This is a genomic window from Bacillus sp. BHET2 (assembly GCF_005938125.1).
GTDB lineage: Bacteria > Bacillota > Bacilli > Bacillales > Bacillaceae_B > Rossellomorea.
Map to the genome: position 1 here is coordinate 690,451 of NZ_VCQN01000001.1, position 17,335 is coordinate 707,785.

At 38.1% G+C, this 17,335-nt stretch carries 16 protein-coding genes and 2 pseudogenes; 14 read left to right on the forward strand and 4 right to left on the reverse strand.

Annotation, left to right across the window (positions count from 1 at the left end):
* The first annotated feature begins 42 nt into the window (after positions 1 to 42).
* From FGG79_RS03655 to FGG79_RS03710, 9 genes are all read left to right on the forward strand, one after another.
* Positions 43 to 834: a DUF817 domain-containing protein gene (locus FGG79_RS03655; RefSeq protein ID WP_138776390.1), complete on the forward strand. Its 792-nt coding sequence runs from the start codon at positions 43 to 45 to the stop codon at positions 832 to 834.
* A gap of 1,369 nt (positions 835 to 2,203) precedes the next feature.
* On the forward strand, positions 2,204 to 3,715 hold the full coding sequence (locus FGG79_RS03670; RefSeq protein WP_138776391.1) for a spore germination protein: 1,512 nt from the start codon (positions 2,204 to 2,206) through the stop codon (positions 3,713 to 3,715).
* Between the two features lie 25 nt (positions 3,716 to 3,740).
* Positions 3,741 to 4,934: a Ger(x)C family spore germination protein gene (locus FGG79_RS03675; RefSeq protein WP_138776392.1), complete on the forward strand. Its 1,194-nt coding sequence runs from the start codon at positions 3,741 to 3,743 to the stop codon at positions 4,932 to 4,934.
* A 6-nt stretch (positions 4,935 to 4,940) separates the two neighbouring features.
* Positions 4,941 to 5,174, forward strand: coding sequence for a hypothetical protein (locus FGG79_RS03680; protein WP_138776393.1), 234 nt, complete (start codon positions 4,941 to 4,943; stop codon positions 5,172 to 5,174).
* Between the two features lie 18 nt (positions 5,175 to 5,192).
* Positions 5,193 to 6,311 (forward strand): GerAB/ArcD/ProY family transporter, encoded by a 1,119-nt coding sequence (locus FGG79_RS03685; RefSeq protein ID WP_138776394.1) that lies wholly within the window; start codon positions 5,193 to 5,195, stop codon positions 6,309 to 6,311.
* Positions 6,312 to 6,850: 539 nt separating this feature from the next.
* Positions 6,851 to 7,669: a glycerophosphodiester phosphodiesterase gene (locus FGG79_RS03695; RefSeq protein WP_138776395.1), complete on the forward strand. Its 819-nt coding sequence runs from the start codon at positions 6,851 to 6,853 to the stop codon at positions 7,667 to 7,669.
* A 221-nt stretch (positions 7,670 to 7,890) separates the two neighbouring features.
* Positions 7,891 to 9,885, forward strand: a complete 1,995-nt coding sequence (locus FGG79_RS03700) for a PhoX family protein (protein ID WP_138776396.1) — start codon at positions 7,891 to 7,893, stop codon at positions 9,883 to 9,885.
* A gap of 397 nt (positions 9,886 to 10,282) precedes the next feature.
* Positions 10,283 to 11,032, forward strand: a complete 750-nt coding sequence (locus tag FGG79_RS03705; protein WP_138776397.1) for an aminoglycoside phosphotransferase family protein — start codon at positions 10,283 to 10,285, stop codon at positions 11,030 to 11,032.
* 37 nt (positions 11,033 to 11,069) lie between these two features.
* Positions 11,070 to 11,279: a hypothetical protein gene (locus tag FGG79_RS03710; protein WP_138776398.1), complete on the forward strand. Its 210-nt coding sequence runs from the start codon at positions 11,070 to 11,072 to the stop codon at positions 11,277 to 11,279.
* Between the two features lie 281 nt (positions 11,280 to 11,560).
* On the opposite strand, the gene FGG79_RS03715 is transcribed toward FGG79_RS03710, so the two are convergent.
* Genes FGG79_RS03715 through FGG79_RS03725 form a run of 3 tightly spaced genes read right to left on the reverse strand, consistent with a single transcriptional unit; the run spans position 11,561 to position 13,426 of the window.
* On the reverse strand, positions 11,561 to 11,926 hold the full coding sequence (locus tag FGG79_RS03715; RefSeq protein ID WP_138776399.1) for a GntR family transcriptional regulator: 366 nt from the start codon (positions 11,924 to 11,926) through the stop codon (positions 11,561 to 11,563).
* Positions 11,926 to 12,579, reverse strand: coding sequence for an ABC-2 transporter permease (locus FGG79_RS03720; protein WP_138776400.1), 654 nt, complete (start codon positions 12,577 to 12,579; stop codon positions 11,926 to 11,928). Before FGG79_RS03720 ends, FGG79_RS03715 begins: the two co-directional genes overlap by 1 nt.
* Positions 12,572 to 13,426 carry an ABC transporter ATP-binding protein gene (locus FGG79_RS03725; RefSeq protein ID WP_138776401.1) on the reverse strand — a complete coding sequence of 285 codons (855 nt, stop codon included), beginning with the start codon at positions 13,424 to 13,426 and terminating at the stop codon, positions 12,572 to 12,574. Before FGG79_RS03725 ends, FGG79_RS03720 begins: the two co-directional genes overlap by 8 nt.
* A gap of 583 nt (positions 13,427 to 14,009) precedes the next feature.
* On the opposite strand from FGG79_RS03725, the gene FGG79_RS03730 reads away from it, so the two are divergent.
* The 4 genes from FGG79_RS03730 (at position 14,010) to FGG79_RS03745 (ending at position 16,656) form a co-directional block, all read left to right on the forward strand.
* Positions 14,010 to 14,828: an SDR family NAD(P)-dependent oxidoreductase gene (locus FGG79_RS03730; protein ID WP_138776402.1), complete on the forward strand. Its 819-nt coding sequence runs from the start codon at positions 14,010 to 14,012 to the stop codon at positions 14,826 to 14,828.
* A 187-nt stretch (positions 14,829 to 15,015) separates the two neighbouring features.
* Positions 15,016 to 15,762: an alpha/beta fold hydrolase gene (locus FGG79_RS03735; protein WP_240794192.1), complete on the forward strand. Its 747-nt coding sequence runs from the start codon at positions 15,016 to 15,018 to the stop codon at positions 15,760 to 15,762.
* Positions 15,763 to 15,977: 215 nt separating this feature from the next.
* A complete protein-coding gene (locus tag FGG79_RS03740) occupies positions 15,978 to 16,316 on the forward strand; it encodes a PadR family transcriptional regulator (RefSeq protein ID WP_138776403.1) in 339 nt (112 codons plus the stop codon).
* 1 nt (position 16,317) lies between these two features.
* Positions 16,318 to 16,656: a DUF1048 domain-containing protein gene (locus tag FGG79_RS03745; protein ID WP_138776404.1), complete on the forward strand. Its 339-nt coding sequence runs from the start codon at positions 16,318 to 16,320 to the stop codon at positions 16,654 to 16,656.
* Positions 16,657 to 16,893: 237 nt separating this feature from the next.
* Here the strand turns inward: FGG79_RS03745 and FGG79_RS03750 are convergent.
* A pseudogene (locus tag FGG79_RS03750) lies at positions 16,894 to 17,013 on the reverse strand (ABC transporter ATP-binding protein); the annotation flags it as partial.
* Between FGG79_RS03750 and FGG79_RS22395 the strand changes: the two are divergent.
* A pseudogene (locus FGG79_RS22395) lies at positions 17,011 to 17,094 on the forward strand (ABC transporter ATP-binding protein); the annotation flags it as partial. The pseudogenes FGG79_RS03750 and FGG79_RS22395 overlap by 3 nt on opposite strands.
* Positions 17,095 to 17,335 lie beyond the last annotated feature (241 nt).

Consider the following 17,335-nt stretch of genomic DNA (forward strand, 5'->3'; position numbering starts at 1 on the left):
TTCCCCAGCAGGAAATGTTGTATGCGAAAGGAGTCAAAGATTATGAGAGCATTAACACAACTCATACGATTCGGTTGGGAGCAGGCACTATCCTGTCTGTTCCCTGTCGTCATTTTTGCCTCTTTGGCTCTTACTCAAATCATACCGCTTCCCTTTCTGCCACGTTACGACTGGATACTCTTGATCTGTATTCTGATGCAGTGGGGGATGCTGCGTTCCGGACTTGAAACACGTGATGAATTGAAGGTGATCACGGTGTTTCATTTGATCGGCCTTGCCCTTGAGCTCTTCAAGGTCCATATGGGCTCTTGGTCTTACCCGGAGGAAGGGTACTCTAAAGTATTTGGGGTGCCATTGTACAGTGGATTCATGTACGCAAGTGTTGCGAGTTATCTGTGCCAAGCATGGAGACGGTTGAATGTTGACCTGATAAAGTGGCCACCGCTTTGGGCAGTTATTCCTCTTGCATCTGCGATTTATTTGAACTTTTTCATCCACCATTATTGGATGGATATTCGCTGGTGGTTATCCATACTTGTCATCATCGTCTTTTGGCAAACCTGGGTCACATATGAGGTGGGGGGTACCAAGTACCATATGCCACTTGCCCTTTCGTTTGTACTAATTGGATTCTTCATTTGGATCGCTGAAAATATCGCCACGTTCTTTGGTGCGTGGCAATATCCAAACCAGACCGAGGCATGGAGTCTCGTCCATCTTGGAAAAGTGAGTTCATGGCTGTTATTGGTGATTGTCAGCTTTCTCATCGTAGCGACATTGAAGCAGGTGAAAGGGAAAGGTACCGTGAGAAAAGGGATAAGTCAGGTAATCTAGTGATTAAAGCTCTATTTGAATAAATCATCCCAATCTTACTTACATTATGTGCTGTCACCACTCTACACTTGTAAGCTAGGTCTCATCATTCAATAAACCATCTCCAAAAGGAAATGGTTTATTATTTTTTATCTGAATATTGAAACTAAGTAGTCTTTCTGTTCGTAAGTATTAAGAGAGTCTAGTCTCTCCAAGGGAGGTGTTTCGTATGGCTGAAGGGATGTTTTTGCTCATCATCGTATTCACAACAGTTATCATCATTGGAAGAAATAGAAAGAAAAAATAATTTGATCACAAAGAACAAGGTGTTTATTATGCAGTCGATGAATAAATTCAAGAAGGTATTTTAAGACAAGACCGGTTACGAAACGGTGAGTTTGTAGACCGTGTAAGGATGAGTATTCTAGTTGATGAGTTCTTTAGCTAACTTACGAACGATTGGAAGTCAATCTTTATGTCGCCTTACTGTATATAAGTGTACTCTATTGGTTTAATGCGTCACTTTCGGGGTTTATGCGTCAGAATATTTTTTTATGCGTCACTTTCAGGATTTATGCGTCGGAATCTCCATTTATGCGTCACTCTCAGATTATTGGCGTCACACTCGTAGAAAGACATAATCCCATGTCACAAAGTTACATATAAAGAATCCGATTAATCAGAATAGAAGGAGAATCAGGTAACCATTCTTACAACTAGCTCAACAATACCTCCGCCCGATCCGCATCAATCGATAATCGTAAGCCTTTAATGATTAATCACTCTTTTTTTTATGAACTGATCACGGCATTCGTCGTTTCTCTCGTTGCCCCAATCATATTGGCAATGTCAGCGTTAGCGAGTTTCATATAGATGGACTGTCCCCGTTTTTAGTGAGATCTGAGCGTTTGTTCTCTGTTGTTGATCGCAATCGTCCAAACTAGTGAACCCCAAAATCGTTGTTGCCCATTGCCCTATTTACACGTCAATGCATGAAGCTAATGTTGAATGGTTCCTAACTGGACCAGTGCATTAAAATATATAATAAGAAGAAAACAGAACCCCCAGAATGTTGATTTCACAGCATTCTGGGGGTTTCTGTTTTCTCAGACCTTGGTGGAAAAGTGAAATATGGTTTGAGAAGGCCACCATAACTGTGGACTGATCTTACGTCCGATAAAAAACCTTGGTTCAGCGAAAGATGTTGAACAATCTTTAAGTCTTGAATGATTTCTCTTCTAGTGGGATCTTTTTCCTTCACTTAGATAACTCGTAGGATGGTGCAAACCGAAAATGTTTCCAAAATTCAAGTACCTAGCATTCACTACAAATGAATATTCTAAACTATTCTAGGAAAGCTACTAGAAACGATTCATTAGGAGCGGTCATGATGCGCTATAGAGGAAAGAATCGGGAGTCATTCCAGAGGTCGAATGAGAATGTAAGGGAATCTACTCAACCTGTTAAGCCTCTATCGGAAAACGTAATGGTCAATATAGAATACATACAAACAGTTTTCGGCCACACTTCTGATTTACATATCAGTGATTTAGTCTTGAAGGAACGGGATAGTAGATTGGTGTATTTAAATGGAATGGTTGATCATTCGATTATTGAGAATTTCGAACTGGCTCTGGTTGACCTTCACTTGGAGCGGGACATATCCAGCTCTTCTTTACCTGGTGATATAGAGGAGATCGACTGCTTTGACCAACTCATTCAATCGATACTGTCGGGAGAAACTGCCATTCTGATTGAAGGCGTCATGAAGGGGTTTATTCTAAAAACATCTAGTCAGAAGGTGAGAGATGTTTCAGAGTCAACATCTGAACAAGTTGTAAGAGGTCCTAAGGAAGCGTTCACTGAAACGCTTCAAACGAATACCGCTCTCATTCGACGAAAAATAAAGGATGCGAACCTTTGGAGCATCACGAGGCAGGTTGGACAATCAACTCAAACCGATGTGTCTGTTCTATACATCAATGGAGTGGCAGACGAAAAGATTGTGAAAGAGGTCCTTCAAAGGATTGACCGGATTGATATTGATGGGATTCTCGAGGGGAATTACATTGAAGAATTAATTGAGGATCCAACCTATTCTCCTTTCCCCACCGTTTATAATACGGAGAGACCTGATGGAATCGCTGCCGGCCTTTTGGAAGGGCGAATCGCCATATTGGTTGATGGAACTCCTTTTGCATTATTGGTACCAGCGCTTTTCGTTCAATTCTTCCAATCAGCAGAGGATTACTATCAGAGATGGGATATTGCTAGTCTTATACGAATCTTGAGGGTGTTCAGTCTATTTATGTCTCTCCTTGGCCCGTCACTCTATATCGCTCTAAGTACCTTCCATCAAGAAATGATGCCTACGAACCTTCTGATTAGTCTTGCTGCTCAGCGACAGGGCGTTCCCTTTCCAGCACTATTTGAAGCGGTTCTGATGGAAATCACCTTAGAAATCTTAAGAGAGGCAGGAATCCGGTTGCCGAAAACCATCGGTCAAACCGTGTCAATTGTAGGAGCATTGGTAATTGGGCAAGCTGCTGTTGAAGCAGGCTTTGTCTCTCCCGCCATGGTGATCGTCGTTTCATTTACTGCGATTTCTAACTTTGTCCTTCCGTCTTATAATATCGCCATTTCAATAAGAATATTGAGGTTCCTATTTATGATTTTGGCGGCTACTCTGGGGTTATATGGAATGGCTTTGGGATTGTTTGCACTATCCATCCATTTATGCGGGTTACGCTCCTTTGGGGTTCCTTACATGTCACCAATCGCACCGTATGTCAAGCAAGATCAAAAAGACACCTTGTTAAGGCTACCCCGAAAACATTTAGTGACACGACCACGATTGATTAGTCAGAAGAATATTGTGCGTCAGGGCAATAAATCGGAATGAACGTCATCTAAGAAAGGTGAAAAATATGAAATGGAAACTCCTTATTGTATCAGTAATCTCTTCTTTATTGCTAAGTGGTTGCTGGAATAGCAGAGAACTTGATGAAATTGGAATTGCTGTAGCATTAGGGATTGATAAATCAGGTGATAAGATTCTTATTTCAGTTCAATTGGTGAACCCAGGTGAAATTTCAAGTAAGCATTCAGGAGGTGCCAAAGCGCCTATCGTCATCTATCAGGAAACGGGAGATACTGTTTTTGAGGCCCTCAGAAAAATGACCAAGACCGTTCCTCTTAAAACGTTTTTCCCACATCTGAGAATGCTTGTCATAGGAGAAAATCTAGCGAAAGAAGGGATTGCCACATCCATGGATCTACTTGCACGAGATCAAGAATTTCGCCCTGATTTTTACGTTGTAATAGCAAAGGACCATGAAGCTCACCAAGTTCTGAAAATGCTGGTTCCAGTAGAAAAGATTACAGCCCAAAACCTGTTCAAAAAATTAGAAACTTCCTCAAGTGTTTGGGCCCCAACGGTTGCTCTAACATTCGGGGAATTGTTAGATGAGTTCATCAGTCCAGGAAAACAAGCGGTGGTCACAGGAGTGCAAATAGTGGGTGACCCTGAGGTCGGGAAGTACACATCAAATCTTCAATCTGCCGATCCCCCCGTTCGTCTGCAGTATACAGACACAGCTATATTTAAGGACGACAAACTTCATGGATGGCTTAATGAACCAGAAAGCAAAGGGTACAACTATATCGTTGGGAATGTAAAGAGCACCGTAGTTAACGTCCCTTGTAGTGAGGGGGGAAAAGTATCCATTGAAATCTTGAAAACGAAGGCAAAAGTACTTGCAACCTTTTCAAAAGGGAACCCTTCAATTGATGTCAATCTTGAAGCAACGGGAAATGTGGGAGAGGTTCAGTGTGATATGGATTTTAAGAAAACAAAAACGATCGAGGATTTAGAAAAAAAAGTAGAAAGAGATATAAAGGATAAAATGATGCAGTCTATCAAAACAGCTCAAGAATCCTACAGGGTTGATATATTTGGATTTGGTGATGTGATTCATCGGGAAAACTATCGTTATTGGAACAAGAATAAAAAAGAATGGGACGAACATTTTGCAGAATTGCCGGTACATGTCAACGTGAAAACAAATATCCGGCAAACGGGGAAACGAAACCACTCAATTGTGAACCAAATAAGGGAGTAAGTGAGTATGTGGAAAATACTAGGGGTCACTATCGTTATACTTATTTTCGTCTACATGGATGGGATTTCTCTCTGGAAGCATCATCACTACAGAGCGTTATGGACATTTTTGATTCTCATGGGTATTGGTACAGGATTGCTGATTTATCAACTTTTCATAGGGCCTATCCCAACCTTATTAAAAGGGGTAGACTTTATTCTTAACCCGGTTACGGACTCTTTTTATAAACTATTCGAATAAGGAAGGAGGGAATGAATTATGTTGGAAAAAGGAAAAATAAGTCTCAGGCAGTTTACAGTATTAGTCCTACTCTATACGGTTGGAAGCACCATCTTAATCATTCCCTCCATCCTCACATCAGTCGCAAAGCAAGATGCCTGGATTGCAGGGTTTATCGGATTAGGAGGTGGTGTTGTAGCCGTTTTTTTATATTCAAGTCTTGCTTCCAAATTTCCAGGGAAGAATTTCTCACAGATTCTTGAACAACTTCTTGGCAAATGGGTAGGAAAGACCGTTTCGTTAGTGTATTTACTAACCTTTGTTTTCTTATTGTGCTTATTTGTTCTTCGGGATATCGGGGACTTCATGGTATCGGTGATGATGGTTGAAACGCCAATAGAAGTTATTCATTTCACCTTTTTAGTTGTGGTCATATTTGCTGTAAGGCAAGGGCTTGAGACTCTGTCCCGTACAGCTGAATTATTTTTACCTTGGACCTTTTTCCTCTTCTTGATATTAGTATTTGCGGTTTCTCCACATATCGATTTTAACGCTGCTCGACCAGTTATGGAATTTGGCCTGAAGCCTGTATTGAATGCAAGTATATCGTTTCTAACATTTCCTTTCTTGGAATTGATTGTTTTCTTAATGATCATACCTTATGTCAATACACAACATATCAGAAAAGGGTTCTTAACTGGAACACTCATTGGCGGTGGCAGTCTAATACTTATTTCAATCCTTTCTATTCTTGTTTTAGGTGTTGTTGATACATCTGAAAGTGTATATTCGAGCTATGATTTAGCCAAACAAATCAATCTAGGTGGATTTATACAACGAGTGGAAGCGATGATGGCTTTCCTTTGGTTTACAACTGTATTCATGAAATTGACGATCTTAACTTATGTCGTGTCCCTTGGTCTCGCTCAAACATTAGAATTACATGATCACAAGGTTCTCACCCTCCCGTTAGCATTAATTATGTATGTGTTTTCCATTGACTTATTCCCAAATATTTCATTTTTGATAGAATTTACCCAAACGATGCAAATATACGTATTAATCTATGGAGCAGTTTTTCCAATAATATTAATCATCTTGTCCAATATTAGGCAGGTTCGTTCCCTAAAACCTAAGGAGAATGAGGCTGGGACATAACCAAATCAATATAATCGAAAGACGAACAATCAGGATAAAAGACCATGTTAGGCTTTCTTGTGACACCGCTGTTGATTTCCGTGCAAGACTTCGCTTTCCTCGGGGCGGAAGGCGAGCCTCCTCGTCGCTGACGCTCCTGCGGGGTCTCACCTATTCCGCTTTTCCCGCAGGAGTCTTCGTCTTGCACTCCAATCAAAAGCTAGAACCGGTTAAATACACTATATTTGCTTTTGCAATAACCATAAAAAATCCGAACGTTTTCGATTTTCAGTAAAGAATGTCGAATGTTCGTTCGGATTTTTCTTTGACTAAAACCCTTTTGTCCCAGCCTCATAGAAGCTTATACATGATAAGGAAACGAGTATGTAGAAAAGACCACTATTAAATTCCTCCCAAATCCATTTGTAAAAAACTCTATGAAAAAAGGTCGAATTTAGTTCACATAAACTTCATAAAAGGCAACAACGAATAATACTCTCATTTAACATCCCTTTCCTAAAATATAGTAGAAATACATATTAGGATAGGAGATGAAGAGCATGAACAGAAAATTCGTAATCGGTACAGGAGTTGCTATTTCATTGTTGTTAAGCACATTCAATCAGGCGTTTGCAGAGGAGTCAAAAGGCGAAAGAAAACGAGTGGAAACCGTAGCACATCGCGGGGCATCGGCTTATGCACCTGAAAACACGATCGCAAGTTTCGATCTGGCAGTCGATATGAAGGCCGATTATATTGAAATCGATGTACAAAGAAGTAAAGATGGAGAATTGGTCGTCATTCATGATACGACAGTGGATCGAACAACTGATGGTACAGGAAAAGTACGAGATTTAACACTTGAACAACTTAAGAGTCTTGATGCCGGTAGCTGGAAGGGTGAACAATTCGCAGGAGAACCCCTCCCAACATTTGAAGAAGTTCTTAATCGTTATCATGGTAAAGCAGGGATCTTAATAGAATTAAAGTCTCCAGAACTTTATCTAGGAATCGAAGAACAAGTGGCAGCAACATTAAAAGATCACCATCTCGATAAACCACACAATGAAAAAATCATTCTTCAATCGTTTAACTTTGACTCAATGAAGAAAATGGATAAGCTACTTCCTCATGTACCAGTCGGTGTCTTAGCTGCTAACCGTTCCCTTACCTCAAAGAAGACTCTGCAAGAAATCTCAACCTATGCGGAATGGTTCAATCCAAGCTACGGAATCGTGACAGAAGAGGTGGTGAAAAACGTTCATTCACTTGATTTGCAAATTGGATCATGGACAGTGCGCAGTCATGAATCGGCAGACTTTTTATTTGATATGAACGTTGATGCAATTATCACGGATTATGTAGTTCCAAGGAATTAATATGAATCTAGAATGATATAGTTAATGAAAGAAAACCAGGGATGTTGATTTTTCAGCATTTCTGGTTTTTTTAGTAGATAAGATTACATTGGCTTAATAGTTGAAATGAGAAAGTCAACTGATCTTTACAAAGAATTAAACTTAACCCCCTTGTATTCATACTGGCTTAACCATTCAATGTTTTACTAGTGTAGTAGCAATTATATTAGGAGGGATTAAAGATGAAAAAAAGTCTATCAATCGGATTATCAATGGCATTACTAGCATCTTCATCCTTAACAGCCATGGCTCACGGCCACGAGGATCACGGCAAAAAGAAGAATTCTCACAAGAAGATTGAGAGTGTTGAATTCTCGTCCATGAAAGCTCCAGATACGATTAAAAACATGGTAAAAACCTATACAACAGCCTCTGTAAAAGTAACCTATAAAGATGGTACCGTTAAAGAGCTACCCCTAAACTATGATCAGCTATACTTATCAAAAGATAAAATCGTAGACAATAAAGGAGAAATGATCCCGGCTGGTACGCCGATCGATGTGAACGGTGATCCAATTATGGATAATAGCGTACCTGAGAATCCATCTTATTTCATTTCGGATGCTCCTGATTCAAATAGCCTTCTGACGAAAGGGAATCAAACATTCATGATTTCCCATTTCGAATACGATTCACAAAATAATGCCGGTGACCGTATTTCAGGTCTGCCTGCATCTATGACATTATCTGAACTTGACCATGATAAGAAAACGGGTAAGCTTTCAGTGAAAGAAGCTCATAAAATTGATTTTTCAGGTGTAGACGGCTTATGGAACCCATGTAACGGATCAACAACGGATTGGGGTACTCACCTAGGTTCAGAAGAATATGAGCCTGATGCCCGAGCATTTGAAAATAAAGATTCGAAAGCCTATAAAGAAGTAAGTAATTTTGCAAAATATTATTTTAATGACGAGTCAAAAGCAAATCCTTATAACTATGGTTGGATTCCTGAAATCTCGGTTTCAGATGATGGAAAGCCATCTGTCGTCAAGCATTACAGCACTGGGCGTTTCTCACATGAAATGATGAAAGTACTTCCTGATAACAAGACCGCATTGTTCGGTGATGATGGCGGTAATACGATGATGTTTATGTATGTAGCAGATAAAGAGGAAGACTTTTCAGCAGGGACGCTATATGCAGCGAAATTCGACCAAACAGGTACAGAAAAAGGCGGATCTGGAGACTTAAACTGGATCAAGCTTGGACATGGTACGGATAAAGAAATTTCAGATATAATCGATAGCGGAGTGACATTCAGCGATATTTTCGAAACAACCGAAGAGCCAACCGAAGGATTTACAGCTGTGAAGACGAACTCACATGATTCTGTCGAATATCTAAAAGTGAAGCCAGGTAAAGAAAAAGAAGCTGCCTTCTTAGAACCACGCCGTTACGGTGCCATCAAGGGAGCTACTGCTGAGTTCAACAAAATGGAAGGTCTTGCAGTGAATGCAGAAGATCATAAAGCCTATATGGCGATTTCCTACCAAAATGGCAGCATGGAAAAGCAGGAAGGTGCCGTACAAGACGATATTCAACTGCCAAACATTGAATCAGGCGTGACCTACGAATTGAATCTTGAAAATCGTCAAAAAGATAGTGGGGAAGAGTATATTGATAGCCGCTATGTTCCTGCAGGCATGCAAGGGTTTGTATTAGGTGAAGACCTTGCTTCTCCGGACGCACTTGGAAACACAGCTGATCCTGACAAAGTGGCTAATCCAGATAACTTAAGCTTCTCAGAAGATTTGAATACGCTCTTCATCGGAGAAGATAGCGATATGCATACCAATAACTTCGTATGGGCGTATGATGTGGAAACCCAAAAGCTATCCAGAATCCTGTCCGTTCCAGTTGGAGCAGAAGCAACGGGACTAAGCGCAGTCGATCAAATGAAAGATTCTCATTATGTGCTAAGCAATTATCAACATCCAGGTGCAGATCTTGATGAGAAAAACATTACAGCAGTGGATAAAACAGAATTAGAAAAAGCAATGAAAGATACGCTTGGTATCATGGAAACAGGTGGAGTTGGGTACATTTCCGGCATACCTGGTGGGGAAGTGAAGGAAGAAAACCATGAAGGTCATCGGGGCCATCATGGAGATAAAGATGAAATTGAAAAACGGGATCACCACCATGACCATGATGATCATGATGCAAAAAAATAAGTGATTAATAAGTAAAGATGGGTCTGCCCTGCGACACGTAAGTATAAGCGTGAAGGGGGCAGACCCTTTTTTATATTCCATTAGTGAACGTCTTTGATGACCATCCATGTCACAATAAAGCATCATTCAGTAGCGATTTGTTGCCTTTGTCTCACCTTCTGGAAAAATAAAGGGGATATTCTAGACACTATTCCTAGTTGAAACGACTCATAGTTTGTGAGTCGTTTTTTTGGTATTGTTAGGAATTTATGTTGATATAAAAATTATTTGTATTCAGTTAAAGGCCATTTAATTGTGCAAAGCACTTCTTAATTAAATGGGTATTTATGTTAAAATGAAATGGATCTGCTGAAGTGAATTACCGAAAAACCTAGTTGAAGTAAAGGGAGAGATATTAGTGGAATTAGGTGAGCCTATAGCAATCGGAAATACTGCAAAAATATATGTTTATCAAGACAGAATTGTCAAAATATTTAATGACTATTTACCGCATACTGAATCTTTATATGAGGCAAAAAAGCAAAAATTAGCTTATTCATGTGGATTACCTGTCCCTAAAATAATCGATGTAACAAAAATAAACGGGAAACAAGCTATTCTAATGGAATATATTAAGGGGAGAACTATAGGTGATCTCCTATCTGAAAACATGGAACATGCAGAATACTACCTGAATATTTCCATTGATATACAACAAAATATACATAGGGTTGTTGCTGATTCACTGGAGCTAATGCCCGAAAAATTAGCACGTCAAATTGAAGCAGCACCAATTTTAAGTAAACGAAATAAGTCTGTATTAATTCAAAAATTGAAATCAATCACTTTCGAAAAAAGACTTTGCCATGGAGATTTTCATCTATTTAATTTGATAATGTCAGAGAATAAAGTGACAATTTTAGACTGGGTTGATTCAAGTGTAGGGGATTATCGAGCAGATATATACCGTTCTTATCTTCTCTATTCACATTATTCAATAGAATTAGCTGAAATGTACTTACAACTTTATTGTGAGAGAAGTGAATTATCTAAAGAAGATATTTTTCAGTGGGCTCCAATTATTGCAGCAGCAAGATTATCTGAGAACGTATCCTCTGATGATTCTGAACGCCTTATGAATATAATTAATCAATATTTTTTAATTTAAATCGAATCATTAACGTATGTAGCAATTAGGAGGTTACTTGAATAATTTGAAACTTCAAGTAATTGGTTTCCGTCTAATTAATAATCTTAAGATAAGGGGAATTGAAGCAATGGAAAAGAAAAAAGGAGTAATACCTTCTATAATCTTTGGTTTTATTATTTTGTTGTCTATTTTGGTTTTAACCTTCTTTATCTTTAATGGAGAATTCATCCATGAGGTTATTAAAGACGGATTAACAGACGAATAAAATTAATCGGCAAATGGCCAAAGAGGAGTGGTTAGTAAAACAGAAATATATTTTACTAACCTTGTATAAATCATCTTACCTGAGCATGCATGAATCAAAGATTTCTTATTCGGCAGCCTCTGGAGAAATAACAACTAGATTTTTAAAAATGACATAAACCAAAGTGAAGTTCCACCTCACGTAATTAAGTCAGAACCCTGCTTAACTAAGGAGGTGGGGATTTTTCGATATTTCCTTCAACCTATAGTGATTGATTATAGGGCTTACATATCTACACTACTTCAATATACCTTCTTCAGAAGTGCAATAACCTCTTCTAATGTAAGACCAAAGGATTTGTAATATGAAGTGTCAACAACCATTTGCTTTACGATCATTTCGTTTCGCTTTTGAAGTATTTCTTCAGATGAAAGGTCGACTACAAAACATCCTTTTCCAGTTACAGTATAGATCAAACCACATCGTTCAAGCTCTTCCCAAGCTTTTTTTATGGTAATGATGCTTACACGTAGTTCCTTGGCCGCTTGTCGAATTGGTGGTAAACTATAGCCTTTCTCAATCTCACCCTTGAGAATTTGAGCGCTGATTTGTTCAAAGAGCTGCTGATAAATTGGTTTTTCAGACGTGTTTGAAATAGCTATATTCATTAAATATCCAATTTCTTAAATTGTTTAATGGCAATAAAATAAGCAATAATGGTACATCCTGCAAATATCCCAATTCCTGCGAACAAGATGGATAAGTGAATTCCAATATGATCAGCACCGCTACCTTTGAATAGGTCAAACAACATAGAATTTTTTATTCCCAACCATTCTGCACCTCCAGCAAAAAGCATAGCTCCTGTAATGGCTGCTATCGTAGGGGCACCATATTTATATGCTGTCTTAAAATACATAGATATGAAAATAAAGTTGAAGATTGCTAGCATAATGAAACAAAGTCCCCAAAAACCTAAAGTTGGTCCAAAGAATAAGTAGGTTAAATCAGGATATAAGTGAGTACTAATCATACCAAAGATGACTGCAATGACGATATGCAGTAATTCCAGAATGACAATGACGGCTACTTTCGCTTTAACATAGTCTTTTTTAGTGATAGGCAGCATAAACGAAAATAGTAAATCATTCTGAGCTTTATAGGTCGAAAACAAATTAGGTACCGTTATCCAGCAAAAATATAGTAGTACAATAAAGTATAACCATCCAGGAATGAGCATTAAAGCTCCTGTCAAAAAGGGTAATACATAAAATATAGGATTAACACCTAGTTTTAAATCCTTCATCAGTAAGTTATACATACATATCCTCCCTTTTTGAAAAATAAATCATAATTTCTTCAAGATTAGGGCGGGCTGACTTAATATCTGTTGTTGAATCAAAGTCTTCAGCATGGATCAATCCTGTAAAACCAAATGAATTTGTTTTGTAGGAAATTAAATGTTCCTTCACTATTTCGAGTTGATTATCATTTCCATTCAACAATCGATATGAGTTAATAAATTCGTCTTTCTCTGAACTATTGATCATTTGTCCATTGTTAATATAGGTAATATAATCAGCACACTTTTCTAAATCAGAAGTAATGTGAGTTGAGAAAAGAATACTTATTTCGCCGTCTCTTACCAACTCTTGAAATAAATCCAACAGATTGTCTCTCGCAACTGGATCAAGTCCACTGGTTGGTTCATCAAGCAAGAGAAGCTTAGAACCGTGGGATAGAGCAAGAGCTAAATTATATTTTACTTTCATACCTGCTGATAATTCATTTATTTTTTTATTTTCATCCAATTTAAATCGGTTAAGATAATTGTGATACGTTTCTTCCTCCCAATGATCATAAAACGTCTTAACAACATTCGTTACGTTTTTGATTTTGTTTCTCGTATAATAATCGACTCCTCCAAATGCATATCCAATTACTTGTTTCAATTCGAGTTCGTTTTCGATAAAACCCTTACCGAAAACACTAATTTCCCCACTATCAATATGAACCATGTTCAAAATGGACTTTATAGTGGTCGTTTTTCCAGCACCATTAGCACCAATAAATCCCATGATATATCCTTTTTTAAGTTGAAAGGATACATCTTTTAACTGGAAATGGTCATATTTCTTATTTAGATTTTTGACATCCAAAGCTAACATATAAAAACTCCTCTCTAGAAATTGTGTATAATGTATATACACACTATACTCTTGGAATGAGCAATATGTCAATCAACATCTGAAATTCATTTCAAATTATTCTGAAAATTCAAAGGTAGTTGTACTACAGCTTATAATCTTTAGACCTTTTGTTATATATGTGGCAAATATTATGAAGGAAACTTCTAAGGGGTGCTCATGTTTACTAAGAAAATCAATCTGCTACCGTTGCGAATGATATTCTTAGAGGTCTCCCTAGAGAGGAATGGTTTAAGAATAAATTACGTAGATTCGTCTTTGACCATGGAGCATTTAATATTTGGTATCTCGAATTCAATTCTTCTTCAAAACAGTACCTTCAGGAATAGGATGCGTACCTTTCTTTGTTTTTGGGATTGTCTAAGTGGTTATGTTTTGAAATAATTGGTATTAAGTTAAAGGTTAGTTGAAGAAGAGTTAATTTGAAAATCGATAAACTGGGGAGAAATTCAATAATTATTGGAGGAGTATCACAATATATGAACAAAAATAAGTAAATAATTTCTTTATATAAAAATTGAGATAGTTAAGGGAGTTATAAAAAATGAAACGATTACAAGGGAAGATTGCTGTTGTTACAGGTGCATCCCGTGGAGCGGGTAGAGGGATTGCATTCGAACTAGGCAGTGCAGGAGCGACGGTGTATGTGACAGGTCGGAGTGTAAAGGGAGCTACAACCGATAATCGATCAGAAACCATTGAGGAAACTGCAGATGGTGTCACTTCACGAGGAGGTAAAGGCATCGCCATACGATGTGACCATACAAGCGATAATGACGTGAGAAACCTGTTTGAGCAAATTGAAAGGGAACATGGTCGGATTGATATTTTAGTCAATAGTGTATTTGGTGGCTCCGAAAGTTCTCTACCATCAGGAGATGGACGACATTTTTGGGAACGCCCACTGGAGCATTGGGATGCTATGATGGTTGCTGGACCGCAAGCTTATTTACTGGCTACTCGATACGCTGTACCTCTGATGAAGCAACACCATAAAGGGTTAATTGTAAATATCACATTTTTTATTAAGAACAAGATTTCAGGTAATTTATATTATGATTTAGCTATGAATGCGATCAATCGAATGACACTAGGAATGGCAAAGGAATTAAAGGACTTCAACGTTTCAACCGTATCTGTTTGTCCAGGTTGGATGAGAACAGAAAGAGTGATAGATTCAGGTTTTGGACCAGAGGATGGAACTACGGAAACAACAGCGTATGTAGGTCGTGCAGTTGTGGCATTGGCAACAGACTCTACTGTATCAACGTTTTCTGGCGACGCAATAATGGTGGCTGATCTAGCGAGAAAATATGGCTTTACCGATGTAGATGGCACTCAACCTTTGCCATTTGAAGGATAATCAGCTTCCTGTACATTATGTGTATGAGTTGAAAATAAGTTAATTTCTAATACAAAGAGAAGGTTTGTGAAACAATGTAAGCTAACTGGTGTGAAAATCGGAGATCAGATGATAATCTCTAGCTATTGTCCATACTCAATTTTAAGGTAGTTTAATTGAATAATAATATAGAAAAAGGACTGATTTTTTGGATAGGATTGGAACAAACAATGAAGGATTTTTAGTTAATGTACTAGATTTTAAACTCTATGTAAATCGAGTGGGGAAAAAGAATTATAAACCAACGATTGTAATGGATGCAGGTTACGGAGATTACTCGAAAGCATGGAATGAAGTCGCTCCTGAAATAGCTAAGTTTGCCGAAGTTGTTTTATATGATAGAGCTGGTTTAGGTAGGAGTGATAAGAGCTCCAATCCTCGAACAAGCGAACAAATGGTTATCGAGTTAAAAGAACTACTTACTAATTTGAACATAGCGCCACCGTATATATTGGTAGGGCATTCATTTGGTGGTGTAAATATGAGATTATTTGCTACTGAATACTCAAATGAAGTAAGTGGATTAGTCTTAGTCGACTCAACACATGAAAACTATAGGGAGAGATTTCTTCCTACAATGTCATTAGAATTTCAAGCTGCTTATAGGAAGCAGTTTGTTTATGAAGGCAATTATTATGAGTTTATGGAAAGTTTAAAACAAGTAAAGAAGAATAGTAAAAAACTAAATGTTCCTTTGATTGTTATTTCAGCGGGTAAAAAAGCTCATTATTCAGCTCAATCACAAAAACTTTGGAATGAAATGCAGAAAGAGCTTCTAAACATATCGATAAATAGTAAGTTTATACTTGATAACAAGAGTACCCATTATATTCAAAAGGATGAACCTTCAATAGTAATTGATGCTGTAAAGCAATTGGTAATTAGTCATCGATAAGCAAACAATTTTCATTAAGTTAAAAAGGTCGATTCCCTTTGAGGGAGCGTCTTTTGAAAGAATGGTCACTTTATCGAATAGTTATAGTCTTGACAACTGACACTATTCTGCATTACTATATACCAGTAATAAGTATTACTAAATATCAGTATCACAAACTACCTGTGATACATAGTACTAAAACTATAGGGAAATACAAAGTGGGGGGTGAACATTTGGAAAACTTCACAGAAATGCTGAAAGGGGTACTTGAAGGTTGTGTGCTTGAGATCATTAGCCGTGGGGAAACGTATGGCTATGAAATTACGCAACAGCTAAGAGAACTTGGCTTTACGGATGTAGTTGAAGGCACTGTTTATACAATCACCATGCGCCTTGAGAAAAACAATTTAGTCGACATTGAAAAAAAGCGATCTACTGTAGGGCCACCGAGAAAATTTTACACACTCAACACAGCTGGTAAAGAGAAACTCAAGATTTTTTGGGGGAAATGGGATTTCGTCTCAAGCAAAATGAATGAACTCAAAACAAAAGAAATTAAAAGGAGAGGTTAAGATGAAATTTATTGAAAAAATTACTGGAAGTTTGGCTGACAAGCGGGAATGGAAGGCAATGGAGGTGCGTGCGAAGACACTTCCCACTGAGTACTTCAATGCTTACAAAGCCATTCAAAAGTATATGTGGACCGCTGGGGGTCTCACCGACTGGAAGGACACAAGCCGTATTTTTAATGGCATTATCGACCTTTTCGAGCAAGGTGCAGCTGAAGGCAAGAAAGTCACTGACCTCACGGGTGAGGATGTCGCTGCTTTCTGCGATGAACTAGTGAAGGACTCGGAAACTTGGAATGACAAGCATCGGGCTAAGTTGAATGATACGATTGGTCGTGGTTAACAGTAAAGTCGTTGTGATATTAAGGCTAAAACCTATCCCGTGAAGTAGTAAAAAACTTAATCGGATTAACCCTGAAGAGAATGAATAAGGAAATTCAATAAATATACCGACTGAATAGCTGGTTACAAATGTTTTACTTACACCTTCACTATTCAGATATTTTTTTATCCTAGTACTAAGTAATACAGAATATCAGTATGACATAGTAGTGAAGTATAGGCAGTCCAGTGCTTTTCAAACTCCACGCAACATGGCAATCATCATCAGATTTTCCCGCCCGGTTTGCATGCCATCTAAAGCTGAAAACTGTCCTGTCATGCTTATGCTCTTGCGAACTTGATCCGGTTGACGCTGAATCGTCGTGCGGATAATTATTCTGGAGGGATGAAACGTCGGCTTGACATCGCTATGAGCATGGTAGGGAAGCCAGCCGTTATTTTGAGTAAAGTATTTAATCGTCAGTTTGGGTAAGTACAACATGATTGATCATCTATTGTACTAACTTTGTAAAAGAATGTACCTAACGTTAGGTTGGCGTTGATCTAAGACGGATTAACGCTTTTTTTGTTGAAGTAATTGGACTACCTGACAGATTTAAGGAATAAGAGTGGAGAAAGTCAGGATTATTTTGAAAAGGAATAATACTTTTAATTGTGAAAATTTATCTTGAGTACGATGG